General features: G+C 59.1%; 21 protein-coding genes and 1 pseudogene. 14 read left to right on the top strand and 8 right to left on the bottom strand.

Translation table 11 applies throughout. The annotated features are described in order from the left end of the window. Nucleotides 1-136 precede the first annotated feature (136 nt). The 6 genes from ACFC2Y_RS03730 to ACFC2Y_RS03705 all read left to right on the top strand — a co-directional run bounded on the left by ACFC2Y_RS03730 (nucleotide 137) and on the right by ACFC2Y_RS03705 (nucleotide 4,062). Nucleotides 137-1,399: a site-specific DNA-methyltransferase gene (locus ACFC2Y_RS03730; protein ID WP_375173707.1), complete on the top strand. Its 1,263-nt coding sequence runs from the start codon at nucleotides 137-139 to the stop codon at nucleotides 1,397-1,399. Between the two features lie 240 nt (nucleotides 1,400-1,639). Beyond that, nucleotides 1,640-2,104: a phage terminase small subunit P27 family gene (locus ACFC2Y_RS03725; RefSeq protein ID WP_375173706.1), complete on the top strand. Its 465-nt coding sequence runs from the start codon at nucleotides 1,640-1,642 to the stop codon at nucleotides 2,102-2,104. 31 nt (nucleotides 2,105-2,135) lie between these two features. Then, nucleotides 2,136-2,330 carry a hypothetical protein gene (locus ACFC2Y_RS03720; protein ID WP_375173705.1) on the top strand — a complete coding sequence of 65 codons (195 nt, stop codon included), beginning with the start codon at nucleotides 2,136-2,138 and terminating at the stop codon, nucleotides 2,328-2,330. Between the two features lie 2 nt (nucleotides 2,331-2,332). After that, nucleotides 2,333-2,764 (top strand): hypothetical protein, encoded by a 432-nt coding sequence (locus ACFC2Y_RS03715; protein ID WP_375173704.1) that lies wholly within the window; start codon nucleotides 2,333-2,335, stop codon nucleotides 2,762-2,764. Next, a complete protein-coding gene (locus ACFC2Y_RS03710; RefSeq protein ID WP_375173703.1) occupies nucleotides 2,764-3,300 on the top strand; it encodes a phage terminase small subunit P27 family in 537 nt (178 codons plus the stop codon). The genes ACFC2Y_RS03715 and ACFC2Y_RS03710 overlap by 1 nt, the downstream gene beginning before the upstream one ends. 63 nt (nucleotides 3,301-3,363) lie before the next feature. Further along, the gene (locus tag ACFC2Y_RS03705) at nucleotides 3,364-4,062 is read left to right on the top strand and encodes a recombinase family protein (protein WP_375173702.1); all 699 of its coding nucleotides are present in this window, start codon (nucleotides 3,364-3,366) and stop codon (nucleotides 4,060-4,062) included. A gap of 526 nt (nucleotides 4,063-4,588) precedes the next feature. Here the strand turns inward: ACFC2Y_RS03705 and ACFC2Y_RS03700 are convergent. From ACFC2Y_RS03700 to ACFC2Y_RS03665, 8 genes are all read right to left on the bottom strand, one after another. Beyond that, nucleotides 4,589-6,088, bottom strand: coding sequence for a tyrosine-type recombinase/integrase (locus tag ACFC2Y_RS03700; RefSeq protein WP_375173701.1), 1,500 nt, complete (start codon nucleotides 6,086-6,088; stop codon nucleotides 4,589-4,591). Between the two features lie 92 nt (nucleotides 6,089-6,180). Then, nucleotides 6,181-6,582: a thermonuclease family protein gene (locus ACFC2Y_RS03695; protein ID WP_375173700.1), complete on the bottom strand. Its 402-nt coding sequence runs from the start codon at nucleotides 6,580-6,582 to the stop codon at nucleotides 6,181-6,183. 146 nt (nucleotides 6,583-6,728) lie between these two features. After that, nucleotides 6,729-7,841 (bottom strand): zinc-binding dehydrogenase, encoded by a 1,113-nt coding sequence (locus ACFC2Y_RS03690; protein WP_375173699.1) that lies wholly within the window; start codon nucleotides 7,839-7,841, stop codon nucleotides 6,729-6,731. 415 nt (nucleotides 7,842-8,256) lie between these two features. Beyond that, nucleotides 8,257-13,290, bottom strand: a complete 5,034-nt coding sequence (locus tag ACFC2Y_RS03685; RefSeq protein ID WP_375186104.1) for a RecQ family ATP-dependent DNA helicase — start codon at nucleotides 13,288-13,290, stop codon at nucleotides 8,257-8,259. A gap of 1,006 nt (nucleotides 13,291-14,296) precedes the next feature. Beyond that, nucleotides 14,297-15,214 (bottom strand): plasmid partitioning protein RepB C-terminal domain-containing protein, encoded by a 918-nt coding sequence (locus ACFC2Y_RS03680; RefSeq protein WP_375173698.1) that lies wholly within the window; start codon nucleotides 15,212-15,214, stop codon nucleotides 14,297-14,299. Beyond that, nucleotides 15,211-16,119: a plasmid partitioning protein RepB C-terminal domain-containing protein gene (locus ACFC2Y_RS03675; RefSeq protein ID WP_375173697.1), complete on the bottom strand. Its 909-nt coding sequence runs from the start codon at nucleotides 16,117-16,119 to the stop codon at nucleotides 15,211-15,213. Before ACFC2Y_RS03675 ends, ACFC2Y_RS03680 begins: the two co-directional genes overlap by 4 nt. Next, nucleotides 16,119-17,690 (bottom strand): recombinase family protein, encoded by a 1,572-nt coding sequence (locus ACFC2Y_RS03670; RefSeq protein ID WP_375173696.1) that lies wholly within the window; start codon nucleotides 17,688-17,690, stop codon nucleotides 16,119-16,121. The genes ACFC2Y_RS03675 and ACFC2Y_RS03670 overlap by 1 nt, the downstream gene beginning before the upstream one ends. 15 nt (nucleotides 17,691-17,705) lie before the next feature. Then, complete coding sequence (locus tag ACFC2Y_RS03665) at nucleotides 17,706-17,897, bottom strand: hypothetical protein (protein ID WP_375186105.1); 192 nt, start codon at nucleotides 17,895-17,897, stop codon at nucleotides 17,706-17,708. A gap of 114 nt (nucleotides 17,898-18,011) precedes the next feature. On the opposite strand from ACFC2Y_RS03665, the gene ACFC2Y_RS03660 reads away from it, so the two are divergent. The 8 genes and pseudogenes from ACFC2Y_RS03660 to ACFC2Y_RS03625 form a co-directional block, all read left to right on the top strand. Further along, a complete protein-coding gene (locus ACFC2Y_RS03660; RefSeq protein ID WP_375186106.1) occupies nucleotides 18,012-18,335 on the top strand; it encodes an XRE family transcriptional regulator in 324 nt (107 codons plus the stop codon). Nucleotides 18,336-18,418: 83 nt separating this feature from the next. After that, nucleotides 18,419-18,673 (top strand): type II toxin-antitoxin system ParD family antitoxin, encoded by a 255-nt coding sequence (locus ACFC2Y_RS03655; RefSeq protein WP_375173694.1) that lies wholly within the window; start codon nucleotides 18,419-18,421, stop codon nucleotides 18,671-18,673. Between the two features lie 4 nt (nucleotides 18,674-18,677). Then, nucleotides 18,678-18,986 (top strand): type II toxin-antitoxin system RelE/ParE family toxin, encoded by a 309-nt coding sequence (locus ACFC2Y_RS03650; protein WP_375173693.1) that lies wholly within the window; start codon nucleotides 18,678-18,680, stop codon nucleotides 18,984-18,986. A 483-nt stretch (nucleotides 18,987-19,469) separates the two neighbouring features. Beyond that, entirely contained in the window at nucleotides 19,470-19,823 is a 354-nt protein-coding gene (locus tag ACFC2Y_RS03645) for a hypothetical protein (protein WP_375173692.1), read from the top strand. 30 nt (nucleotides 19,824-19,853) lie between these two features. Further along, nucleotides 19,854-20,192, top strand: coding sequence for a hypothetical protein (locus ACFC2Y_RS03640; protein WP_375173691.1), 339 nt, complete (start codon nucleotides 19,854-19,856; stop codon nucleotides 20,190-20,192). Nucleotides 20,193-20,204: 12 nt separating this feature from the next. Beyond that, nucleotides 20,205-20,606, top strand: coding sequence for a tetratricopeptide repeat protein (locus tag ACFC2Y_RS03635; protein ID WP_375173690.1), 402 nt, complete (start codon nucleotides 20,205-20,207; stop codon nucleotides 20,604-20,606). Nucleotides 20,607-20,755: 149 nt separating this feature from the next. After that, on the top strand, nucleotides 20,756-21,562 hold the full coding sequence (locus tag ACFC2Y_RS03630) for an SAM-dependent methyltransferase (protein ID WP_375173689.1): 807 nt from the start codon (nucleotides 20,756-20,758) through the stop codon (nucleotides 21,560-21,562). Nucleotides 21,563-22,424: 862 nt separating this feature from the next. Further along, nucleotides 22,425-22,661: pseudogene (locus tag ACFC2Y_RS03625) on the top strand (LEPR-XLL domain-containing protein); the annotation flags it as partial.

The following is a 22,661-nucleotide window of genomic DNA, read 5'->3' as shown; positions in this document are numbered from 1 at the left end:
GTCTTGTGCTAGATCGAGGCCACTTTGACGGCCCCTGTCGCGAATTGTCATTAAATGTCGATATTACATTGGTTTATGGGGTCCGATATACTTCGAACAATGGCGCCAGGAGCGCGCCGTATTTCGAGGCGGGGGTATGAGCCAGCCATTCGGGCCAGAAGCAGACGAATTACGCGGTGCCGTTGCCATCCGGCAGCAGCGGGTAGATCAACTGATCCCCTACGCACAGAATGCGCGGACCCACAGTGACGCCCAGGTCGCACAGATCGCGGCGTCGATCCGGGAGTTCGGTTTCAACAACCCGGTGCTGGTGGACGGAGAGAACGGCATTATCGCCGGACACGGTCGGGTCATGGCAGCCCGGAAACTCGGGCTCGATGTCGTTCCGGTGGTGGAACTCGCGCATCTCTCGGAGGCACAGAAGCGAGCCTACATCCTGGCGGACAACAAGCTGGCAGAGCAGGCGGGCTGGGACCGCGAATTGCTGTCTCTGGAACTCGGTGATCTGAGTGACCTCGGGGTCGACCTCGGGGATCTCGGGTTTGACGGCAAGGAACTGGACGAGTTGCTTTCGCATGACCTTGGCGACGAGCGTGAAGAGGCGACGCCGGACCCACCGGCCAACCCCGTCTCTCAGACCGGCGACCTCTGGTGCTTGGGCGCGCATCGTCTGCTCTGCGGAGATGCCACTGATGCCACGGCCGTCTCTCGCCTGCTGAATGGCGTGAAGCCGCACCTGCTTTGCTCAGATCCGCCATATGGCGTGAACTACGATCCCGATTGGCGCAACCGGGCAGGGGCCTCTGAAACCAAGCGTACCGGGAAGGTGATGAATGATGACCGAGCCGACTGGCAGGAGGCCTGGGCGCTGTTTCCCGGCGACGTGGCCTACGTCTGGCACGGCGCTCTGCATGCGTCGACGGTGGCAGAGAGCCTGGAAGCATGTGGTTTCGACATCCGCGCGCAGATCATCTGGGCCAAAGACCGGCATGTCCTGTCGCGCGGGCATTATCACTGGGCGCATGAGCCCTGTTGGTATGCCGTCAAAGGCAAGGGACACTGGAGCGGAGATCGCAAGCAGTCGACCCTGTGGTCCATTCCAAGCCGTGATCAGGATGCCCAAACCGTGCATGGGACGCAGAAGCCGGTGGAATGCATGCGGCGGCCGATCCTCAATAACTCCAGCCCTGGGCAGGCGGTCTACGAGCCCTTCTCGGGATCAGGGACGACGATCATCGCGGCAGAGGCTACATCGCGGGTCTGCTATGCCATGGAACTCGATCCGGCTTATGTCGATGTCGCCGTACAAAGATGGCAGGCTTACGCGGGGGAGAAGGCGACGCTGGAGGGAACGGGGCAATCGTTCGAGGCCGTGGCAGGCGAGAGGGCAGGGCAATGATCGGGGCGTCAGTCGACCCCCGGGGGGCGTCATTTCTTCGGCACCTTTCGCCTCGGGACCGGCGCGGGGAGGCAATTATTCACCTCCGCGAAATTGGCAAGGGGGTATCCAACGCCCCGTTCGGGCGGTTCTTACGCCAATTCCGTAGCTTAGAGCCGCAGATGCTTCCTGTTTTGATCGACCAACTCGGGGGCTGCCCTGAGGTCTCCTGCTGTAATGTCCAGGGGAGGACGTAGTGCTATGCGCGGCCGCAAGCCCAAGCCAACGGCACTGAAGCTCCTTGAAGGCAACCCCGGCGGTCGCCCCATCAACCATGACGAGCCAAAGCCGACCCGCTCCCGTCCTACATGTCCATCGCATCTCTCACCAACCGCCAAGGCCGAGTGGAAACGCATCGCCGAAGAGATGGAGAACGTCGGGCTGTTGACGCGGATTGACCGCGTTGCGCTGGCCGTCTATTGCCAGGCCTATGGCAAATGGGTGGAGGCCGAACGCAAGCTGGCGGAGACACCGCCGCTCCTGAAAATGCCGTCCGGCTACATTCAGGTCTCGCCCTGGGTGACGATCAGCAACAAGCAGGCGGAGTTGATGGCCAAGTACATGGCAGAGTTGGGCCTGACCCCGTCTGCCCGCTCGCGGCTGTCCGTGTCAGGGGCACACACGCTTCAGAGAGACGATCCGGCATGGGAGTTTCTCGGTGACTGACCAAGCGCCTCCCGATCGCCAGAGCCGGTTGATGTCTGCCATCGAGTCCCTGGCCAACCTGATCATCGGGTTCAGCCTTGCCGTGCTCCTGCAAATTGTCCTGTTTCCAGTGATGGGGCTGGCGGTCACGGTTCCGCAGTCTCTGGGGATAGGGTCAGTGTTCACGCTGCTGTCGGTCCTGCGCAGCTACGCGGTACGGCGGCTCTTCGCGAGGATCGGAGGTTAATCATGGGACGGCCACCAATCACTCTTTCCGAGGCGCAGATCGTGGAAGTGGAGACTTTGGCCGCGCTCCTGAGCCAGGAACAGATCGCCGACTACTTCGGTATAAGCCGCACGACCTTTCGGGCTATCTGTGACCGAGATGAAGAAGTTCGCGCGCGTTATAAAAGGGGAAAGGCAAAGGCTATCGCACATGTCGCGCACGGGTTGCTTCAGCGAGCCCGGGCAGGCGACACCACCTCGTCAATCTTCTATCTCAAGACCCAGGCCGGTTGGCGGGAAACTGTCGGTGCCGATCATGCTGGCAATGTTGAGACTGGCGGTCGCGACGCGCTTGGTAAACTGCTGGATACAATCGCCGATCGCCAAAACCGGATAGGGGTCGAGGACCGCGACCCTGGCCAATCCCCTATTTCGGTACCGAGCGAGTCCGGCTGATGGCGATCCGGGGGCCCAAACCGCGTGCTACGGTGGCGCCGAACCTCCAAAAGGGTGGAATTCCGCGCTGTCCGGATCATCTGGACCATGTGGCTCGGAAGGAATGGCGTCGGCTTGTGCGGCCACTGTTCGAAGCCGGGATCGTGACTACGGCAGACCGGGCTGCTCTGGCCGCATACTGCCAGTCCTACAGCCTCTGGGCAGATGCGGTGCAGAAACTCCAGGAGACCCCAAAGCTCATCAAGGCGCCATCCGGCTATATCCAGCAATCGCCCTGGATCAGCATCGCCAACAAACAGTTAGAACTGATGGGGCGCTACATGGCCGAGCTAGGGCTGACCCCGGCCGCACGGTCGCGGCTCGACGTGGGAACCGACGCGGCGCATGAGCCCGTGACCCGGATCGAGCTCGTGGCGGTTAGCAGGGACGACGACGGCAACCTGGTCAAGCGTCCGCTCCACGATCACGCCCGCCGGGCTGCTGAGCCGCAAAAGCAAGACCGCACAATAACTTACCAGCTCGACGAGCGCCTTTGAGCGTTCCAATGAGCCGACGGCTATCGTACACATCTGCGCAACCAACGTTAGGCAGGTGTGTACATGGTCAGCGAGACTGCCCCAACTCTTCGGCTAGTCACCTATGAACGGGTCTCTACCACTAGGCAGGGCCGCTCTGGTCTCGGCCTGGAAGCGCAGCGCAAGGCGATCGACGACTTTGCCGCGTCAAAGCGCGCTGAAGTCTTGGAACGCTTCGTGGAAGTCGAGAGCGGGCGGAAGAACGACCGCCCAGAATTGGAGAAGGCGTTGAGCATGGCCAGGCTGACCGGGGCGACATTGGTGATCGCGAAGCTGGACCGGTTGAGCCGGAATGCTGCCTTTCTGCTGACCCTAAGGGACAGCGGGGTCCGCTTCCTAGCCGTTGACATGCCCGAGGCCAACGACCTGACGATCGGGATCATGGCGCTGATTGCCCAGCAGGAGCGCGAGGCAATCAGCCTACGGACCAAAGAGGCTCTCGCAGCGGCCAAGGCCCGCGGCGTGAAGCTTGGCAATCCCAACGGGGCCGCTGCGCTTAGGAGGGCAGGGAAGGGCGGTACGGCGCTTCGGGCCGCTGTGTCAGCCAATGCAGACCGCTATTCCGAGAGCTTGGCGGAGATCGTTGCGGACATACGCTCTGAGGGAAAAACTGCGCTTCGGGATGTTGCTGGAGAAATGAACCGTCGAGGGATCCTGACTAGACGGGGTGGGCGTTGGCATGTGTCGAACGTCCGCAATCTGCTGATAAGACTAGAGATGTAGTCCGCGACTAAATGATCACTAACGATCCACAGTGCATATTTGGAGTGGCACGGGGCGCAGGGCGGTCCGCGGCAGGTCTGGCGGGCAGTTTCGGGCCAATATGGTCCAGAATTTCGTTTTCAGCTCAAACCCCCGTCGCGGTCGGGCAGGTCGTGCCTGAAGCAACCCTTCAAACGATGCACGGCGGAGATTCAAGATGCGCGCAACCGCTAGGGCTGGTTCTGCTCTGGCCGCTCCGTGTCCTCCCCTCGCGCAGCGGCTTGCTTTGAGCGCCTCGCATAGAAATCCCTCACGGCGTCTGTGACCCCATAACGTTCCACGTATTCCAAGAGCAGTTTTTCCAGTTCTTCTGCCAATTCGGTTTCAGTCATCATGCTGTCCTGTTGCGCCTCTCGACAGCCTAGATTGAAATCGTTAGCGAAGTGTAAAGAACGGCGAATGTTTCTCACAGCCGTCGAGCGTTTTGGCAATCAGGTCACGAAACGCTGGTCAGTGTCCTGCAGGGGGATTTCGACCGTGCGCCATCCTAGGTCATGTGCTTTTCGGCTTCGGAAAACACCTCCAGAACTTCTGCACTAGCACGGTGGCTGCTTTGAAGCGGCGTCGTGTTTCGATATTCAGTGTTGGTGTTTGCAAACCGACCATGAGCGTGCGCCGCACTCCAAACGCACGACAGATCAGCGGCCATTTTGCCCGCCAGCGATGCATGGTCAGGACCCATGGACGGAAAATTTCGCCGGACTTCGTTCTCCCGCACGCAATCTGATAGATGCCCATATGTCTGAGCTACGGTCCTGGTATCGGCATGTCCCAATTGTTTGGCGACGACTTCAAGGGAAACACCCTTGCGAACCAGTTCACTTGCGTAAGTGTGGCGCAGCCCGTGGAACACGAACCCCGGCGGAAGTTTCGCTTGTGTTACGGCACGACGGAACAAGGGTGTGTGCTGGCGCCTCCAAACTTTTTCTCGGTCCGAGAGCAGAACGCGATCGCGCGGCGCCTTGCCACGGCAACAGTCCAGGAAGAACGCCATTCCTTCGTCCGGCAGAAACACGAAACGGGCCGGACTGCGTTTGAACTCAGAAACTCTGATCCCATACCCTTGGAAACCAACGTCCTCCACACGAAGGTTGGCCAGTTCTCCGACCCGACATCCAGAGTAGAGAGCCGCGAGAACCAGTCGTTGGAGAGCTGGCGTGCAGTTCTCGAGCAGCCTTTGGCATTCGGTACGGTCTAGAAAGATCCGCCGCGGAGAATGGATAACCGGCACTCGTTTCAGGCACCGCCAGGGCCTCTCAGTTTCGATTTCGCCGTTTTCCCAAGCTTGACGGAAGGCCATCTTGAGAATGGTGACCAGCGAATTGAACGTCCGCTTCCGCTTTCGAAGATCATCAGCCGACAACTCCTCTGGTCGCATCCGTTCGCGATAGTGCGAGAAGCCATGTCTAGGAGGTTCCTCCAAGACCTTGGTTGCAAGCAATCGCAGGTGCTTGGCGTTAAACTCTTCCAAGGGGATATGGGCTAGATTTGGCACCAAGTGATGGTTGATCGCCGAGAGGGTATTGTAGTGGCCCCCCGGAGTTCGCGCCAATTTGGTCCATTCCGTGTAATCGCGAAGTGCATGGCCGACGGAATAGGCGTTTCCGATCGGGCAGATACTGACGCTTGTCGTCCGATGTCGTCGGCGCGGGCGTGACGCGTGGGCGCTCACATCGGCTGACTGAAACCAATCCAAGGCGGCAGCGATCGCATTGTCGAAGGAGGCCTGATGGTCCGTCCCGATCAAGGCGGGACCAAGACTTTGTTGCAGGTATCGCTTGTCAGCGGTCAGGTAGCGCGCCGTCCAAGTGCAAACCCGCGCATGAGGTCGATAGATCCCGATATGTCGGCCTTCAAGAAGGCGCTCGAAGTAGGCGCTTTCTCTAAACGGCAACTCCTCAACGATGGCGCGATCTCGAAAGCGGCAAGACGCGATCCGCCTCGCCAGTTCAGGATAATTGTCTTTGAGGTTGGTGATTTCGGTCACTGTCGGGTCCTCCAATTGCTGTAGCAACCGTGACCTTACACGACGCGTCTTTGGTCCGAGTTGCTCAGTAGAGGCAAAGTCCCCAAAACGGCTTACTTTGAACGGCAGTATGAGGCGCGCCGTAGCCGCGACTTTGCGGCTGGAGTTTCTAGGTGCCTGTAGCGCCCACCAGAATAGCGCTGACAATCCAAGGCATGCCCCGCAGCGATGACGGCCGCACCAATATCCTGCCCATCCGCGTAGCAGATCCCGACCCATCGGTCGTGCGTGCGGTCACCATTCAACTCGCAGTTCACCGAACGTCCGCGGAGAAAATTGAGCATCCACCGCTTGGCATCCTGACCAGCCCGACTGTTCAGTTCGGGCGCGTCCACACCGTTTAAGCGCACTGGTGTGCCGTCGACTACGATAGTGTCAGCATCGCGGACGTGCAGAGATTGTGCTTCGGCTGAGACAGGCAGAAAAAACAGGACGGAGGCGATCAAGTGCTTCATGCTGCGATCGTAGGTCGACGTGCGCTGATGGGCAACAAAGAGACAGCAGGATCGGTCCGAAGCGGACCTTCGCGTTTTCCACCGAATACTAGGGACTGACGAGCCGATGACACACTACGCGGTGTCATCGGCCCCTGCTCACATCATCACGCCCAAGGCGTGACGAGGTATTTCTCACCCGTTTTCATCGCGCGATAGTCCGTTACCGCTTCCTTTGTCAGCATCTCGTCGAGGTTGACGCGCGTCTTGTAGTGGCTGGCAAAGGTGGTCGTGAGTGTGTCGAGCACGCGCTTGCGCATGCGGCTGACTGTTTCCCGTCCGGCCGACTGGAGAAAGGGGAACAGGAGCCAGCCCGAAAGGGTCCAGCCGAAGCCGTAACTCGGAGACAACATCGTCATGCCGGTGTCCAAGCGCCCGTAGATGAACATCCGCTTCTGCTGGTTGGAACCGTAACGCGAGTATTCGGACATGCGGCTCACCGCGACCTGCTCCATCGCCTTGAATGCCGTGTCGACCGATTTGCCGCCACCGATAGGATCGAAGCCGTAGAAGGCGCCGGTGTCCGCGATCGCCGACCGGAGTTGGTCCATGAAATCGTCATTCGAAGAATTGACGGCATGGGTGGACCCGATCTCCCGGAGAAGCTCGGCCTGACTATCCTTCCGAACGATGTTGACCAAACCGATGCCATCCTCCTTGCAGATGCGCGTCAGCATCTGGCCGAGGTTGGAGGCCCCGACCGTGTGCAGTATCGCGTCCTGATCGTCCATCTTGGCGTTCTCGACGAACCCCAGGGCGGTCATCGGATTGACGAACGCGCTGGCCCCGTCCTCGGCCGAGTGATCGCCCAAGGGCAAGCACGCGGACGCGTCGGCGATACAGTATTGGCTGTAAGCATTGCCCGGAACACAAGCGACGCGCTGTCCGACCAACACTTTTGCCGCGTCACCGTCACCGGCGGCGACAACCGTGCCAGCGCCTTCGTTGCCCGCAGGCAGTTTCAAACCGTGACGCGCTTTCGAGCCAATATTGAACGGCTCCGGCACGGTCGCGACGAACTTCCCCGGCGAATAGCTGGCGTTCTCTAGGTCTGCTGCGCCAACCAAGATCGCAAGATCCGACGGGTTGATCGGCGCCGCTTCCATTTTCACAAGCACCTGGTTGCCTGTCGGTTCCGGGACGCTCACCTCTTCGATCGCCACGGTGAGCGTGCCGTCTGGATCCAGCGTGGTGAACAGTTGCTTGCCGGTGGTTGCCATTGCGGGTGCTCCAAGTTTCGGTGTCGCTATTTCAGGGTCGTCTCAGGAACCGGGGGGCGTACCCCCGGTCCAGATCCTTCACTGGGTGTCTGTTTGGACGGACATTGCCTCAGGCGACCGGATAGTGCCACCGCCATTTCATGCCCGAACTGCCCCAGGAGATGGCAGCTATTACTTGCCGACCCCTTAAAGACCTGACGGTGTCCTCAGGTCAGAATGAAAAAGAACAGCTTCGGACGTGAAACTTCTCAATAGAGACATTGTCTGAAACGGCAGGGAATGCCCGGTTTCTGCCCCTACTGCTGGCTGTCATTCGCGGCCCATAGCCGTCCTTTGTCGCAAGTGCCGAGAAAGACCGGTTGACCGCCTTATTTGCTATTCAGCTTCTCCCTGAAAGCCCCTGTACCTCGTGTGTCTATTCGAACACAAGTTCAGGCAAGACCACTTCCCAACTTTCGCGTTTCAGCAAGTGGTAAAAACGCTCATCGGCATCTTCTTTGCGCCATCGAATTATGGCCGCGATCTCGCCAGCAACGAGTTTCTTGCCGGTTGGTGGTGAGAATGACTTTGCCATCCGTCCTAGGGCTCGCCCCTCGACATCCTCAATCTGCCAACGCCCCCCAACCTCGGAGAGGCTGATTGGCGCGCCGACCTGTGCTTCGGTGACTGCTTCGTGCACAGCGTGCCGATCGCCTTGGCGTCCAGCGAATGACAGATCGACCATCTTCATTTCGGGCGATTGAAAGAACCGGCGCGGGCCGGGAACTGTGGCAAAGTCTGGCACCACGTGCCGCGTGACAACGGAGATTGACCCGGTTGGCAGATACTCGTGATTGTCGTTGCTCATAACAATCAGATTGCGCCGCGCGCGTGTCATGGCGACATAGAACAATCGCCTCGGCGCGTCTTGATCTTCGTTTCGCGAGGGGCGTTCCCAACCGCCATCCAGAATCACAACATCGTCGAATTCGAGGCCCTTGGCGCGATGCGCAGTCAACAATTTGAGACCACGCTGCTCGCCCCATGAATCCTTCGACCATTCGGCAAACCATTCGATCACGTCTGGGATCGGGAGCATTTTGCCGTCAACATCGCGAGCAAGCTGGCCAAGTCCCTCGCCGATCCGATCGGTCCATCGACTTGCGGGTATCGCGTTCAGAGTTTCGATTAGATCGCTCAAGCTAATCATGGCCCCTTGTCGCTTACGGAGTTCGCCGATGAACCTTTGCATTTCGCGGGTGCGCCAGACACTTGGCAGGCTCTCGTTTGCCATTTCGACGGGAATTCCCAGGGCATCGGCGAAGTCCCGGACTGGCAACAGCTTGCGCCAGTCGCGGGAAATGATTGCGGCCTTCTTCCAGCTCCAATCAGGGATCAGTTTTGAAAGACGTATCAGCTCGTTTACCGCCGCAAGGGCCTGAGCGTCATTGCCAGGCGGGCAACCGAGGATTTGGACCCTCCCCTGCGCAACCGGGTCCAGAATTTCCATGATACCCCCGGCCGGGTTCTTCTGCCGCGCTCGCTCGACGGTGATCCCATGCCCCGTTTTCATACGTTCACGAGATCCCTCAATCACGGCGTTCGCTGCGCTGATGATGTTCTTGGACGAGCGATAATTGTCTGTAAGAAAAACCGGCCTGGCCGAATAATCCTCTTCAAATTGGCGAATGTGGCGCACCGATGCACCGGCAAACGCATAGATATTCTGATCGTCGTCGCCGACCGCGAACAGGCTGATCCGTTGATCCGGATCATCAATGCTGCGACCGGCAACCGCAGCGATCAAAGCGTATTCCTCAGGCCCCACATCCTGATACTCGTCTACAAGAATCCACCGGAAACCCTGGATCAAGGTCTCTCGCAAGGCTTCGGCCTCGACTTTGTCCAGCCCGTCGCCGCGCAAGAGACGTGCGGCGTCGTCCAGTAGCGTATCAAAGTCGGGTTCGTCACCCGCGATCCGCCCGGCGAAACTTGCGCCCACCAACCGCATAGCCAAAGCATGGATGGTTAACACCGTCACAAAACGCGCATCTTCACCAATCAGTCGACGCAAACGTTCCCGAATCTCGGCGGCCGCATGGCGATTGTACGCGAGCACCAGAATACCGTTTGGATCTTCGCGCTTGATCCTGACCAAATAGGCGACACGATGAACCAAAACACGCGTCTTGCCCGACCCAGGCCCGGCGAGTACCAGCACGTTAGTCTGTTCACGGTCGTCACGCACGATCTGCTCTTGTGTCGAGTTCCCTAGGTTATCGACGATCTCGGCATAGGATTGGGACGTCGCCTGTCGCCTGAATTCCGACATTCTTCCCGGCATCCAGGCTTTCATGAAGTGGGACTGGTCCAATGCAAAATAATCATGCGCGAGCCGCTGAGCCTGATCGATTTCGTCGATGCCTTTGGAGGCATAAGCCGCCATCACGTGAGTTTGGACAGTCTGTTCGCTGTAGTGGTCTTCGAGAGGCGCAAAATGTTGGGAGGTAAAGCCGCCGCCTTTCGGATTGATGTGCAACGTCATGGCCGAGCGGAACACTGACAATCCCTTGCCCAGAGTCACCACCTGTTGTTCGTGCAGCCACAGAAGCGCCCGGTCCATCAACTTTGCAGGATCATTTACAGAAGTCCGCAACAACGCGTCGCTATTGATCGCTGCAAGAAGGTCGCCGAGCGTGGTCTCAACAGGAACATCTTTGCCGCGCACCCCGGATTGAAGCTTGTCTGTTAAGTGCAATACCAACTGCTCGGCCGCCTGTCTGCGAAGCTGTGCGGTCTGCTCAATCACAGCCCATGACCTCTGCATTCGCACCAATAGACTGCCTTTGGAGACCTTACGCAGGCCGATATTGCCTTTGCCGCCATCCATGTCGCGACCATCCTGTGCGATCCCACGGAGCAAGCCTTCGACAATATCGGGACGCACGGAGGCGTGTCCATGCTCTCGCAGCCCCTGAGCGACCGAGGCCAGATGGCAGGGCCAAGCTTCGTCAGTAACTGCATCTGGCGATTGCTCTCTTAGGATCGCGATCAGATCAGCTTCCAATCGAGCTGCCGCTTCGAACCGTTTCACCGAGGCGTTCTCAATGCGCACGTGCACGAAAATGGTTATGTTCGTATCATCCTTTGCGATGCCCAGGGCCTCGAGATCCGCCAGGGCTTTGCGTACACCCGACACAGTCAGCCCGCTCACCCCACAAAGTTCATCCGTGGTAATACCCTCTTCCTGTGGCGCGTTGATGATGTGCTGGACAATGGCGGCCAATTCGTCGCACCGCCGACCGGTGATTTTGGCGGAAGCAAGGATTTTTTTGACCTCACTCATGCTTCTTACCAAAAGCGAGGCAGGGAAGACCTGCACCCGGTTCTCTTCGCGGTTCAGAAGGTGCGCCTCTTCCAGCCAAGCGACGGCAGTCTTCACCCGGGTATCGTCAGTATTGCTGTCTCTCTGGAAATCTCGGTCTTTTTCTTCGTGAACAATCTCACCCGGTGTCGCAACGATTTCGCCGTCTCTTCCGGTGCGCGTTTCAAGCCGCCGAAGTGCTTTCAGAATCGCTCCGATTTCGTGCCGCGCAAGACGAGACCGCGCACTGAGGCTGAACTGCCGGTCTACGTCCTCCAAACTAAAAAGAAGGACGCAGCTTGCAGGCTCGCGGTCCCGTCCGGCGCGCCCCGCCTCTTGCAGGTAATTTTCTAAGGACCCCGGCACGTCCCCGTGAACGACCAAACGGATGTCCGGCTTGTCCACCCCCATCCCAAAGGCGTTAGTGGCCGCAATCACCCGAAGATTGCCGACACGGAAGTTTTCCTGGATCTCGCGCTTGTCATCGGCGCTAAGGCCCGCATGATACCGTTCAGCGGCGATGCCCTGTTGTTTCAAGAATTCCGCGACACGTTCTGTGGCGTTTCGGGTCGCACAGTAGACGACCGCTCCCGACACGCCCTCGCTGGGAAGCTCAGCCTCGATCGTGTGGAGGATATCGGTCATCTTGGTAGCCCGCTGCGTCGGTAACACCTGAAAGCTGAGGTTTGACCTCGATGCACCGCCGTCGATTAACGTTAACTCGGCCCCCAACCGTTCTTTGAAATGATTTCGGATGTCCTTCACGACGTCCGGCTTTGCAGTTGCAGTCAAACAGAGTACCGGAGCGGGTTCGTCGCCCGAGCCTTCCTTGATAAACCGTGAAACGTATCGATAGTCGGGCCTGAAATCGTGCCCCCATTTGGAAACGCAATGCGCCTCGTCCAGCACCCACAGCCCGACCTCGCGCTGTGCCAGTACGGACCGAACCGTAGTGCTTCGCAGTTGTTCCGGTGAAATCAGTAGGATCGCAGCATCTCCAAGGCGCACCTTGTCGAGCGCATCCTGACGCTCAGGCAGAGACAAGAGCCCATTAACCGTAACCGACGAAGAAATTCCTGCTCGCACCAATCCTTGAACCTGGTCCGCCATCAGCGCAACAAGCGGCGATATGACGACGGTCAAGGCCCCAGTCTTATCGAACCGAGACAGCGCTGGGATTTGATAGCAGATGGATTTACCCGTACCCGTCGGCAAGATGCCCAATAGGTTATCGCCCTCCATGGCGGTCGCGACGATCTTTTCTTGAAGCGGGCGTCCGTCCTCGTCGACCGGTTCCGGGCGGAAACTTGGAAAGCCGAACCAGCGCTCGAGCGCACGGCTAGGATCATTGTGCTCTGCACAATAGGCGCAGCGCGGATCGCGGCAATTCGTGTCCCTCAGATCCTTAACGAGCCGCGCTGCGTCACGGAACTGCGCCCGCACCCAAGGCGGCATGACAGAGTCCCCTCCAGCAACCGATATCCAAGAAAGGGCATATGCCATCGGCCAGCCGAGCCCGGTGTCTTGGAGCTTTTCAAGCACTGCGTTCAGCTGCGCACTGCAGGCTGCGTCTCTGAGTAGGGTCCGAATTGCCTCATGCGCTTCCGACTCTGTTGGGTTGGACGCTGCACGCACCTCGCGGAACACCCGATCAAAACCCGCGCTACCGGGCCCACGGCAGCAAAGCCAGTGATAGGCCGTCAAAGTCTCCGGTGACAAAGCGTTCAACGATACGAAGGCTTCGATCTGGTTGCGAAGGACGTCGAACACAAGGCGCGCGTCGAACTCGGGATCGTTGACGTGGCCACTTTGAAGTCGTCCATCTCGGTAGTGTTTGACTAGATGGTGATATGGATTACGAGGAAACGCCAAAGGGTTAAGCCACAGCGTGTCAATCGGTCCCTCCGCTAGCTTGGCGAAGCGCGGCGAGACCGCCATGAGGTGCGGGAGGTCATGGCGTAGGATATTATGCCCAATGACATGTGCGAAACCGGCGCAAAAAAAGTCGAGTTTTTCAAGTGCGGACTTAGAGTCGCCTTTCCGATGTACTATACCTTCTGCATCGCCTTCCGGCACAGCTGCAAAGGCGAATATCACTGCAGCCATGGGATCGACCTCCAGGTCAATCGAAAGACAGCGCCTTAAGATATTGGACGGTCCACGCGGTATTTGGATTCCGCTATTTTCCGAAAGATCAGCCTTTGGCTGTTCGGACAACTTCGGTCGGCTCCGGGCAAGGGCTTTGGATATGCCGCGGGAAATCATGTTCTTCATACTGGTATTATTTTAATTTTCCCATCGGCCAGGACCTTCGACAGCCATTTGACCAAAAATGGTCTCCCTACACCATGCAAGATTTGCGGGCTGTGGCCATTTTCACTTGTCTGCGGGCACTGAGATCCCTCCAGCCGAACGTAGCAGCCGGTCAACGACAGAGGCGGTTCGGTTTGTCTTAACAGTTTCGAGCCGTTTCGTAAGTGGTCCAAGACTTTGCGGCAACAAATTGATCAAGTCGATCTATCTGGTTTGCCTCCATACCACTTCCTGTTGGCGGCCAAGGCGTTGGGCTTCTTCCAGTTTCCACCGTCTAGCAAGGAAGATCACTTTGCAGGTTTCAAGGTGGTCCTCACTCAGAAAAACAGGCATCAGTTCAAGGCCGAACGCCGCTCTTTGTAGGGTCCGTTTTTGTGCGCACGGCTGGCGTTGCTTCAGGCCGCGGCGACAGTCTCCTTCCCGCCCTAACGACCAATTCCGCTCAATGAGCTGCTGCCAGTTTCATCGTCGCGATCTTATCTTCATGTCCACGGAACCGGCAGCAGCTCAGTTTGAGGAGATCAATCCCTGACGAAGTTCCGTGGTAGGGCGACGCGGGTTCACCGTGTCTTGCATTGGGCCAAGTGGGCGTGCCGAAGTGGTCTCGTCTTCGGCACGCCCCGAATGGAACGCGGCCGCCTGCGCGACCGCGCGGTCGGCGAAAACTCGAGCCGACCTGGTGGGCTCCGAGCGGGTTCGCCGCCATCCCCACCGCCGCGCTCGATCCGGCCCACAGTCCGGCGTCTCCCGCGGTCCCCGCGCTTATCGGGTCCGGGTCCCCTTCATGCGTCGCGAACGGCTACTCGGTTTCGGCGGCTTGGGACGGAGTGATCTCGGTGATGGTCTGAAACTCGCCGAGGAACTCGGGATGGTTCTGCGCCAAATAGCGAACGACCCGGGCGTTCCCGAGCAACTTGCCGACATACCCCTTGATTACGGTCAGGTGCAGATGATCCTGGCCGTAGTTGTCCTGGATCGAGGCGATCCCCTCCTGCAGGCGGGCCAGTTCCTGCTCCATGCGCGCCATGGCCTCAGGTGTGATGCCCTTAACCTTCTTCGGCTTGGAGGGCTCGACCAGTTGGGCCTGCGGCGTACCTGCGAGGATCGCGTTCACATATGCAACGGAATAGTTGTTCGCGTTGACCAGCAACTCGGCCGCCTCGATCTGGCGCATGGTCTTCATCTTGCGCAGCGCATCGAATACGGCGTTCGTGCAGGGCTTGTCCTTTAGGATTGCGACTGCTTCTTCGCAGATGCCGTCCAACAGGCGCGCCTTGCGTCGGATACTGCTCATGTTGAGGTCGAGGGCGAGCGCGATCTTTTCCTCAGGCACGCCGCGCTCGATCGCCTTGCGGATCATCTTGTGTTCCTGGATCGGCGCAAGGCGGCTGACCTGCCGATTGTAGGTGAACGCCTCGTCGTCAGTTGATACGAGACACTCCACCTCGCTTTCGTCCGCGTCTTTCAACGCCTCGATCCTCAGGTGGCCGTCCAGCAGCAACCAGGTCCCGGACTGGTCGGGGTTCCGGACGACGACGGGCGGCTCGACGATCCCGATCTGGGAGATTGAGGCCACGATCTGCCGATACTTCCGGCTGGATTTCGTGGACTTGCCGAGGGCGCGGAGCGGCAGGACGGCATCGATGGGGAGGGTTACGCATTCGTCCTCGAAACCGAACGTGACGCTCTTCGGGGTGTCGCATGCCTCTTGCTTCATGCCGGTGCCCCGTCAGCCACCGACCGTGCGAGATCGGCGGGCATCGTCTCGAGTCCCTCCGCCCTGAGCAGAGTCATGAAATGCTCATCCGCGCAGAGCGATCGGAATGCCTCGCGCACGAATATCAGCCGACTCTGGGTGAGCTCTGCTTTTTTGATCAAAAGCTTCTGGCGTGTGGCTTCCTGCTGATATGCCCGGACAAGGCCCTCGCTCGTCAGCGCTCGTTTCGGAGGCTTGCGTCCGAGCGGACTACTGTGGAGTTGCGGACCGCGCAGTTCGCGCTGCTGGATAAGGCGGCGAACAAGGGCGAGCTTCCGTCCCCGCAGCTTATTCTGCGTGTAGGCGTCCATCAGCGCCTTCTGCGCTCCCTTCGCGTCTGTCTTGGAGATCTGGATGGCGAGGTTCAGCGGGAGAACACCGGTCTCCACGGCCGAGACCAAACGCTCCTCGCCTTTCTCCAACAGGCCAGCGATCATGTTCACATATTCGGTGGACACGCCGATCTTTTCCCCAATCTGACGGTCGTTGTAGCCGCGCTTGCGAAGCGCGCCGATCTCGCGCATCAGGTCGATGGGGTTGTGCTGCCGCCTTGCGCAGTTCTCCACGAGGCTCATGACGAGGCAATCGCTTTCGTCGGCCTCGATCACGATGGCCGGAATGCGGTCCTGATTCAGTTCCATGAAGGCCTCGAGGCGTCCCTGTCCACAGACAAGGTCGTATTCCTGAGGGTCGGTCCCGGCACGCGGCGTCACGGTGATCGGGCGCTTCAGGCCAATGTGCGCGATGTTCTCTACCATTGCCTCGAAGGTACGACGGTTGCGGACGCGCGGATTAAGAACCCGGATCCGTTCGGTTGGGATCAGAGTCACCTGCTTCTGGCTGGTCGGCTCCATGTCGTCGGGCATCACGCCACCTCCGCGATCCTGGCCCGCGAGGCGAGCGCGTAGAAGAAATCGAGCGTGTCGAACCGGTACGCATCCAGAGCGAGCCCGTTCTGCTCGGCGAGTTTCAGTTTCCCAAAATTCATGTCGATGCTGGGCAGCACGTAATAATCGCGCGGCGTCTCGTTCATCTCGTCCATGCGCGCGGCGATCGTGATGTCTGGAACCAGGCCTGTGTCGAGGCGGATGCGCCAGCGTAGCGATCCGGCCGCCGTCGCCGTGCATCGGGCCAGCACGATAGACACGGTGAACTCGTCGTTGACGCGAAGAAGATCGGTGTCCAGATCCTGCACGGCTCGCCCACCATGCTGCGCGACCCCGGCGATGATATTGGCCACCACCTGCGGATGAGCCTGTCGTAGAGCGCGGTTGATCTCGACGTAGCTGTAGTCGCGGTCTGGCTCGTAGCCGATTAGCCGATAGGCGCGCAGCAAGCTGCCGAAGCGGTTGCGATAGGCGCTGGAGGACGGGAGGTCGTTCTCCTCGTCGATAATCAGGCCGGACAGCATGCCCTGTCGCTGTAGGATCGTGCGAAGGGCGTCCAGAAGTTCCTCGTCCGAGAAATGGCGGTTGCGGGCATCGACGATGTTGCGGGCGCGTAGAAACAGCGCCTGTTCCACTATGGCGGGATAGGCGCCTTCGGCGCGGATCCACATCTCCCGCGGGTTCACCACGCGGCGCTGTTTCAACTTGAACGACACTTTGGCGAAGACATTGTTACCAATGTATTTTTCATTGGTTAGCACCTGATGGACGGTCGCGCGGCTCCAAGGCCGGTCTAGATCGGTGCGGCGACCTTCGGCGTTGAGGACCTCCGCGATCTCGCGCTCGGGACGCCCCTCGTTCACGAACATCTCGTACATGCGCTGGACGATCCGCTGTTCCTCCTCGGGGCCGGGGACCAGGATCACGCGGTCGGTCTGCAGGCTCTTCTGCTCGCCGCGGGACAGCTCGCCCTTGGGGTTGCCGTGCTCGTCGATCAGTACCCGTCGGAGCCCGTAACCGGCCGCGCCGCCTTGACGATAGCCAAGCTCTACCAGGCGGCACTGCCCGGCGAAGACCTTTACCGACAGTTCGCGGCTGTACTCGCCGGCCATCACGCGCTTCACAGTCTTCAGGAGGTTCGAGCCGATGCTGCCATCGTTTTCGAATTGCTCGCCGCAGTAATGGACCCGGATGCCGGCGCGGGAGCAGACGTGCTCGTGATAGGCGCCCTCGTCGGCGTCCTGAAACCGCCCCCAGCGGCTTACGTCATAGACTAGTATGGCTTTGAAGTCGGCCTGGCCTGATCGAACTTCGCTCATCAGTTTCTGCAGCGCCTCGCGACCATCGAGTCGGAGACCGGAGCGTCCGGAGTCCTCGAAAATGCGCAGGATCTGCAGGCCGCGGGCGGTGGCATAGCAGCGGATTACATCGAGCTGGTTCTCGGTCGAATACTTCTGGTGATCGGTCGACATCCGAACATATGCGACGGCGGGCACGTCGGGTTCTGATTGGCTGGCGACATTCTCCCTGCTTTCCTCACGCCCTCGCATCTGCCCGGCTCCAGTTCACGTCGCAACATTCCGGTCGGTATGTTCCGAACTGTTGCGCATGGTGCCGCGATCATTCGAGCATGCCAGCGCCGGAAAAATGTTTCCGGAAAAGGGCAATTCCTTTCCGTGTCCGGCGCATCGGCCGGACGCCTGCGGCGCGCGGCCGCCCACGTGCTCGATAATCTGCGGTCCTGTTTCGAAGTTCATATCGGCCACCTTCAAGTGAATGGTCCGTTCCCACAGACGGCCAAACAGAACCGCTGCGGAAACAGTTGGATTCTGCCGTGTTCATGGCTCACCAAAGATCTAGCGGAGAGAAACATGAAGATGCGCGTGAAGATGGGCACAGTTGTGCCGAAGATGGGCACAGTTGTGCACCTCGATGAGATCCCCGGCGACTATCGTGCCGCCATGGCCATGGCATTGCACGCCGAACTCGGATCAACCCACCGCGCGATCAAGTCCGCGATGCGGTGGACTGGCGCCAGCGAGCGGACCGTGAAATACTGGTTCGCGGGAAAGCGGGGGCCGAGCGGCGATCACCTCATGTCGCTTGCACGTCATTCCGATTCCGTGCTGATCGCACTGCTTTCGCTGGCAGATCGGTTGATCGTGGAGGAGGCCGAGGACCGTGAGCGCCTATAGGGGGACGTGTCGCGCGCCCTCGCTACCCTTGCATCGTGTTCGATTTTGGTTATCTTGAATACGAACGGAGCAGGGAGAGCGCTATGCCTCGCACGACCACCATGACCGTCCGCGTTAGCGGCGCCCTCAGCGAGTTTGTTGCGACCAACGTCGGCGAGGACGGCGTCTATGAAAACGTCAGCGAGTACATCCGCGACCTGATCCGTCGCGACAAGGAGCGCGCGGAGCGCGAGGTGTTCGATCGTCTGAAGGCCGAATTGAAACATGCCTTCGCCGCGCCCGAGGACAGCTACAAGCCGCTGACCGCCGCCGAAGTGATCGCCCGGAACCGGACCTGAACCCATGGCGATCCGGGTCCAGGAGGCGGCCTCACTGCGCCTCGACGAGATCTACCGATACACCCGCGACCGCTGGGGCGAGGCGCAAGCCGATATCTACATCACCGGTCTGTTCGCCGCCTTCGAGCAGATCGATACACGCGGCGTCATGTCGAGGCCCGTGCCGGCCGAGATCGGAGTGGAAGGGTACTACATCCGCTACGAGCGGCATTTCGTGTACTGGCGACGGCTTTCAAATGGCGACATCGGTATCGTCACGATCCTTCACGAGCGGATGCATCAGATGGATCGCTTCAAGGAAGATTCTGGGTAAATCTTTGTCCAGATTTTTTTCTGGATAGAGGCCGTGCTGCGGCCGACGGGCCAGACTTGGAGAAGGTTCGACCGCAGGTCCACCCCCTCCGCCACTATACCCCCCCCCCAAAAAAAAGCTCCGTCCGTTCCCGGCCCAGGAAAGCGTCAACGTCGGGATGCCTCCGTGAGGGGTGAAGAGTTGAGTTCAACCGACGCGAGTCTTGCCGGAATCGCCCGACACTGATTCCGAAAACCACGGTTACCTTTACGGCAAGAATAAGAATGTCGGACCGGAAGGCCGGTCAGTCGATGCCAGTTGCAGTCATATTTTCATGGCTCAAAGCACCAGAAGCCATAGTGATTTCCCAAACAAACAAAGGACATAGTTGTGGCTTTAGACTGATATTACCCCACGTAAAGCGCTCACGTTCGGGGTACGTTGTCCAGTTTTGCGAGTGTCCCTAGTGCTCGCTCTGGTTGTTCGCGAACCGGAACCTGTTCTTTGGCAACCGATCTGGCAGTCGCAACAGAAGCGCTGGAATTGGAGAATCCAATGTTGAACGTTCTCATGGACTTGGCAGAAAACCTTTCGTCCGTCAGGGAATTTCGGAAAGACCCCCATGCCTTCCTCGATGCCTACCCTGATCTGACCGGGAAGGAACGAGAGATGCTTCTTGAAGGCGACTCCCGGAAAGTGGGCAGCTATGTCAGCGGCAAGGTCAACGCCGAGACGACCATCGTCGTGATCTTGATCGCCCCGGCCGCCAACAACTATGCCACCACTTCCGTTTCGCCGGACGGTCACCGGAACTTCTGGGATCATGTGAGCGAGCGGAGCAACGTTCTGGCAGCTTAAACCGACCACTCAACTCAAAGGGAAGTTAACATGTTGATTTTTTTGAATGAGATGGCGGGGTCTTTCGCGGAACGGCGCGCCTTTGAAAATGATCCGCAGGGATATCTGGCCCGGTTCCAGGATCTGACCGACCACGAACGGAACCTGATCCTGTCTCGCGACTCCTTTGCGATCGAGACGTACATCAAGAACGGTCTGCTGGCGGACGACGCGGAGATCATCCCGGTCCATGCCGCGACAACGGTTGCGGTGATTGCGGTTCTGATCGGGGTCATCTCGCCGGAGGAGGACCACGAGTCCCAGCAGTTCGACCGCCATACCGATTTCTGGTCCCATGTCGCGTCGCGCGGCACGGCCTATGCCAACTGAGGAGGACAGAATATGCTACGCACACTTGTAAGAGCCACCGCAGTTTTCCTGGTCATGGCCCTTCCGGCCGCTGCCCAGGACACCGGGGTCGACGAAGAAATGCAGCAGATCGCTACGGCGGTTGAGGGTTTGCACGAGAAAGCGGAGGCCGGGAATGCCAAGGCGGCGTTCTACCTCTCCTCGCTCTACCACGTCGGGATGTTCGTTTCGCCGGACCGCCAAAAGGCGATCGACTATCTTCAAGCCGCCTCTGACGGGGGCGACCCGGATGGTCAGTACTATCTCGGCTTGCATCACATCAACGGCGTGGACATGGAACGCGACGTCGAGGCCGGCACGGAGCTTATCCGCGCGGCCGCGGAAGCCGGTCACCATGCCGCCAAGATTGCGGTGGAACAGCATCTCGACAAATGACGCGTTTGTCTCTGCGCTTAACCGTTGCGCCCGTTAGGGCACACCGCGGATGCGCCTCGTCACCGGCAAATCCTCCTTGCCGGTGACAGTTGGCCCCGGTGATCCGGTCATAACACGCAAAATATTCCCATATTCAAGGAGACTCCCGCATGGCATCCCTGACCGTTCTGGGCACAGGCATCATGTTTCCGTCGCAAATGACCTTTGAGGCGGCCGAAGCAATCCGGTCTGCCGATGTGACTCTTTTCAATGTCGGCAATCACGCATTGGCCGTCGCCTGGCTAAAGGAGAACGCCAAGTCCCACGTGGATCTTTATGATTTCTACGGCGACGGAAAGAGCCGCCAAAAGACCTACGACGAAATGGTGAACGCCATCATGGGCGAACTCCGCGCCGGGCGCGACGTCGCCGCGGCCTTCTATGGTCATCCCGGCGTCTTCGTCGGACCCGGCTTCCAAGCCATAAAAGACGCCCGCAAGGAAGGTTATGACGCCCAGATGCTACCAGGCGTGTCGGCCGTGGACTGCATGTTCGCGGATCTGGAATTCGACCCGGCCGTCTATGGCTGTGCGATGGTCGAAGCATCGGACTATGTGCTAATGGAACGCACCTACGATCCCCGGATGCCGCTGATCTTGTGGCAGGCCGGTGTTGTCGGCGACATTTCCTTCAACGCAAAGGGACATGCGACGGCCGAAAGTGAAGACATGCTGAAACGTCGCCTTCTGCGCGACTATGCGGCGGATCACCCGATCATCACCTATGTGGCTGCGACTCTTCCTGGCATGACCGCCAAGACGCGCACCGCCACAATCGGCACGCTGGAAAAGCTTGAACTTCATGCCTCCAGCACCTGCCTCGTACCGCCTGTCTACAGCGGAAACTTTGACGCGGAACTGGGCGAGCCTTTCCTCGAGCTCATGCGCGCTTCGATCCGGGAAGAAGAAGCCGCCTGAAGCGGTAGCCCGACCCAAGCGGGCCGCGTGGATGTCTTCGCACCAAGGCCGGGGCGCGGTGGCCCGCGCCTGGGTCGTGGATCGATCCACCCCAAGGGTGGGATATCAGGTGGGATAGGTCAAACGGCATCCATTAACTGATTGACCTGACTGGAAATCGGATTTCCACCTCCTCCGCCACTTGCTAAAATTTTCGAGTGCACCGCGTAAATTCGCGTTGGGCGACGGCCTCTCTCGGAACGGGGCGTTTCGAAGGCGCGCAGCACGCCGATGACGTGAGCACCGGTTGCTGGGGTGAAGGCGCAAATAGAAAGTCAACCGGGGCACTCTTACTGACACGGTCATGCAATCCGCGCCTCCCAGACGGCCACTATAGGTAGAATCGCCTACGCTGGGACAGAACAGGCGACCGTCGAGGTCGAGAATAGCCTTGCATGCAAGGGAGCAGCGGGTTTCGGCCAGGTTTTCCGCCGTCACGGGAGGGGGACCATTGCCCTACGAAGGATCTTTGTCGCGTTAACTTTTTTCGGCAAGTTTCCGCTTTTTTGAGTGTGAGGTGTGCGCGAAAAACCGTCGAGATTGTGTAAATGATTTCATAAAGTTGTGAGTGAATTATTGCCGCGACCTATCCAGAACCGACCTGTCCAATCACAGCTGGCACAAAAAAAAGTGACCTAAAGTCAACTTCGGGGGTAACCTTGGGGCATGGTCGAAGAAACGTGGCGTGTTGCGCCACGTGACCGGGAAGAGATTTTTTGATCGGAACACCGATTTGTCGGCGTAATTGATCAACCAAATTCTGGGACCAGAACCCGAGATGCAATCCGAGGTTGTGGTGGGCATAATTTGACGGGAGGCAGAAATGCGTGATTTTACGCAGAGGCCGAACTTTGATTTCCGCGAAGCGCAGAATGCGCCGATGCCGGGAGCCCAGGTCGCGAAACATCGAAAACAACGTGGACAACCGCTCCTTAGAAGTACAGCGGTCACGGCTCTTCTGACAAAGCCAAAGGCACGCAAGCAGGTGCTCAAAGCTGAGGTCGAACCGCTCGAACAGCGAATCCTGCTATCGGCGGATCTTGCCCCATTTGCGGTGGCG

Origin of the sequence: Pseudooceanicola sp., assembly GCF_041987405.1 — a bacterium.
Lineage (GTDB): Bacteria > Pseudomonadota > Alphaproteobacteria > Rhodobacterales > Rhodobacteraceae > Pseudooceanicola.
Note: the sequence above shows the minus strand (reverse complement) of the source record. Positions and strands in the feature narration are given on the sequence as shown.

Excerpts from the sequence above, each read along its gene's own strand:
- ACFC2Y_RS03730 (WP_375173707.1), top strand. The coding sequence starts at position 137 with ATGAGCCAGCCATTCGGGCCAGAAGCAGACGAATTACGCGGTGCCGTT.
- ACFC2Y_RS03725 (WP_375173706.1), top strand. The coding sequence starts at position 1,640 with ATGCGCGGCCGCAAGCCCAAGCCAACGGCACTGAAGCTCCTTGAAGGC.
- ACFC2Y_RS03720 (WP_375173705.1), top strand. The coding sequence starts at position 2,136 with ATGTCTGCCATCGAGTCCCTGGCCAACCTGATCATCGGGTTCAGCCTT.
- ACFC2Y_RS03715 (WP_375173704.1), top strand. The coding sequence starts at position 2,333 with ATGGGACGGCCACCAATCACTCTTTCCGAGGCGCAGATCGTGGAAGTG.
- ACFC2Y_RS03710 (WP_375173703.1), top strand. The coding sequence starts at position 2,764 with ATGGCGATCCGGGGGCCCAAACCGCGTGCTACGGTGGCGCCGAACCTC.
- ACFC2Y_RS03705 (WP_375173702.1), top strand. The coding sequence starts at position 3,364 with ATGGTCAGCGAGACTGCCCCAACTCTTCGGCTAGTCACCTATGAACGG.
- ACFC2Y_RS03695 (WP_375173700.1), bottom strand. The coding sequence starts at position 6,582 with ATGAAGCACTTGATCGCCTCCGTCCTGTTTTTTCTGCCTGTCTCAGCC.
- ACFC2Y_RS03690 (WP_375173699.1), bottom strand. The coding sequence starts at position 7,841 with ATGGCAACCACCGGCAAGCAACTGTTCACCACGCTGGATCCAGACGGC.
- ACFC2Y_RS03685 (WP_375186104.1), bottom strand. The coding sequence starts at position 13,290 with ATGGCTGCAGTGATATTCGCCTTTGCAGCTGTGCCGGAAGGCGATGCA.
- ACFC2Y_RS03680 (WP_375173698.1), bottom strand. The coding sequence starts at position 15,214 with ATGAAGCAAGAGGCATGCGACACCCCGAAGAGCGTCACGTTCGGTTTC.
- ACFC2Y_RS03675 (WP_375173697.1), bottom strand. The coding sequence starts at position 16,119 with ATGCCCGACGACATGGAGCCGACCAGCCAGAAGCAGGTGACTCTGATC.
- ACFC2Y_RS03670 (WP_375173696.1), bottom strand. The coding sequence starts at position 17,690 with ATGCGAGGGCGTGAGGAAAGCAGGGAGAATGTCGCCAGCCAATCAGAA.
- ACFC2Y_RS03665 (WP_375186105.1), bottom strand. The coding sequence starts at position 17,897 with ATGAACTTCGAAACAGGACCGCAGATTATCGAGCACGTGGGCGGCCGC.
- ACFC2Y_RS03660 (WP_375186106.1), top strand. The coding sequence starts at position 18,012 with ATGAAGATGCGCGTGAAGATGGGCACAGTTGTGCCGAAGATGGGCACA.
- ACFC2Y_RS03655 (WP_375173694.1), top strand. The coding sequence starts at position 18,419 with ATGCCTCGCACGACCACCATGACCGTCCGCGTTAGCGGCGCCCTCAGC.
- ACFC2Y_RS03650 (WP_375173693.1), top strand. The coding sequence starts at position 18,678 with ATGGCGATCCGGGTCCAGGAGGCGGCCTCACTGCGCCTCGACGAGATC.
- ACFC2Y_RS03640 (WP_375173691.1), top strand. The coding sequence starts at position 19,854 with ATGTTGATTTTTTTGAATGAGATGGCGGGGTCTTTCGCGGAACGGCGC.
- ACFC2Y_RS03635 (WP_375173690.1), top strand. The coding sequence starts at position 20,205 with ATGCTACGCACACTTGTAAGAGCCACCGCAGTTTTCCTGGTCATGGCC.
- ACFC2Y_RS03630 (WP_375173689.1), top strand. The coding sequence starts at position 20,756 with ATGGCATCCCTGACCGTTCTGGGCACAGGCATCATGTTTCCGTCGCAA.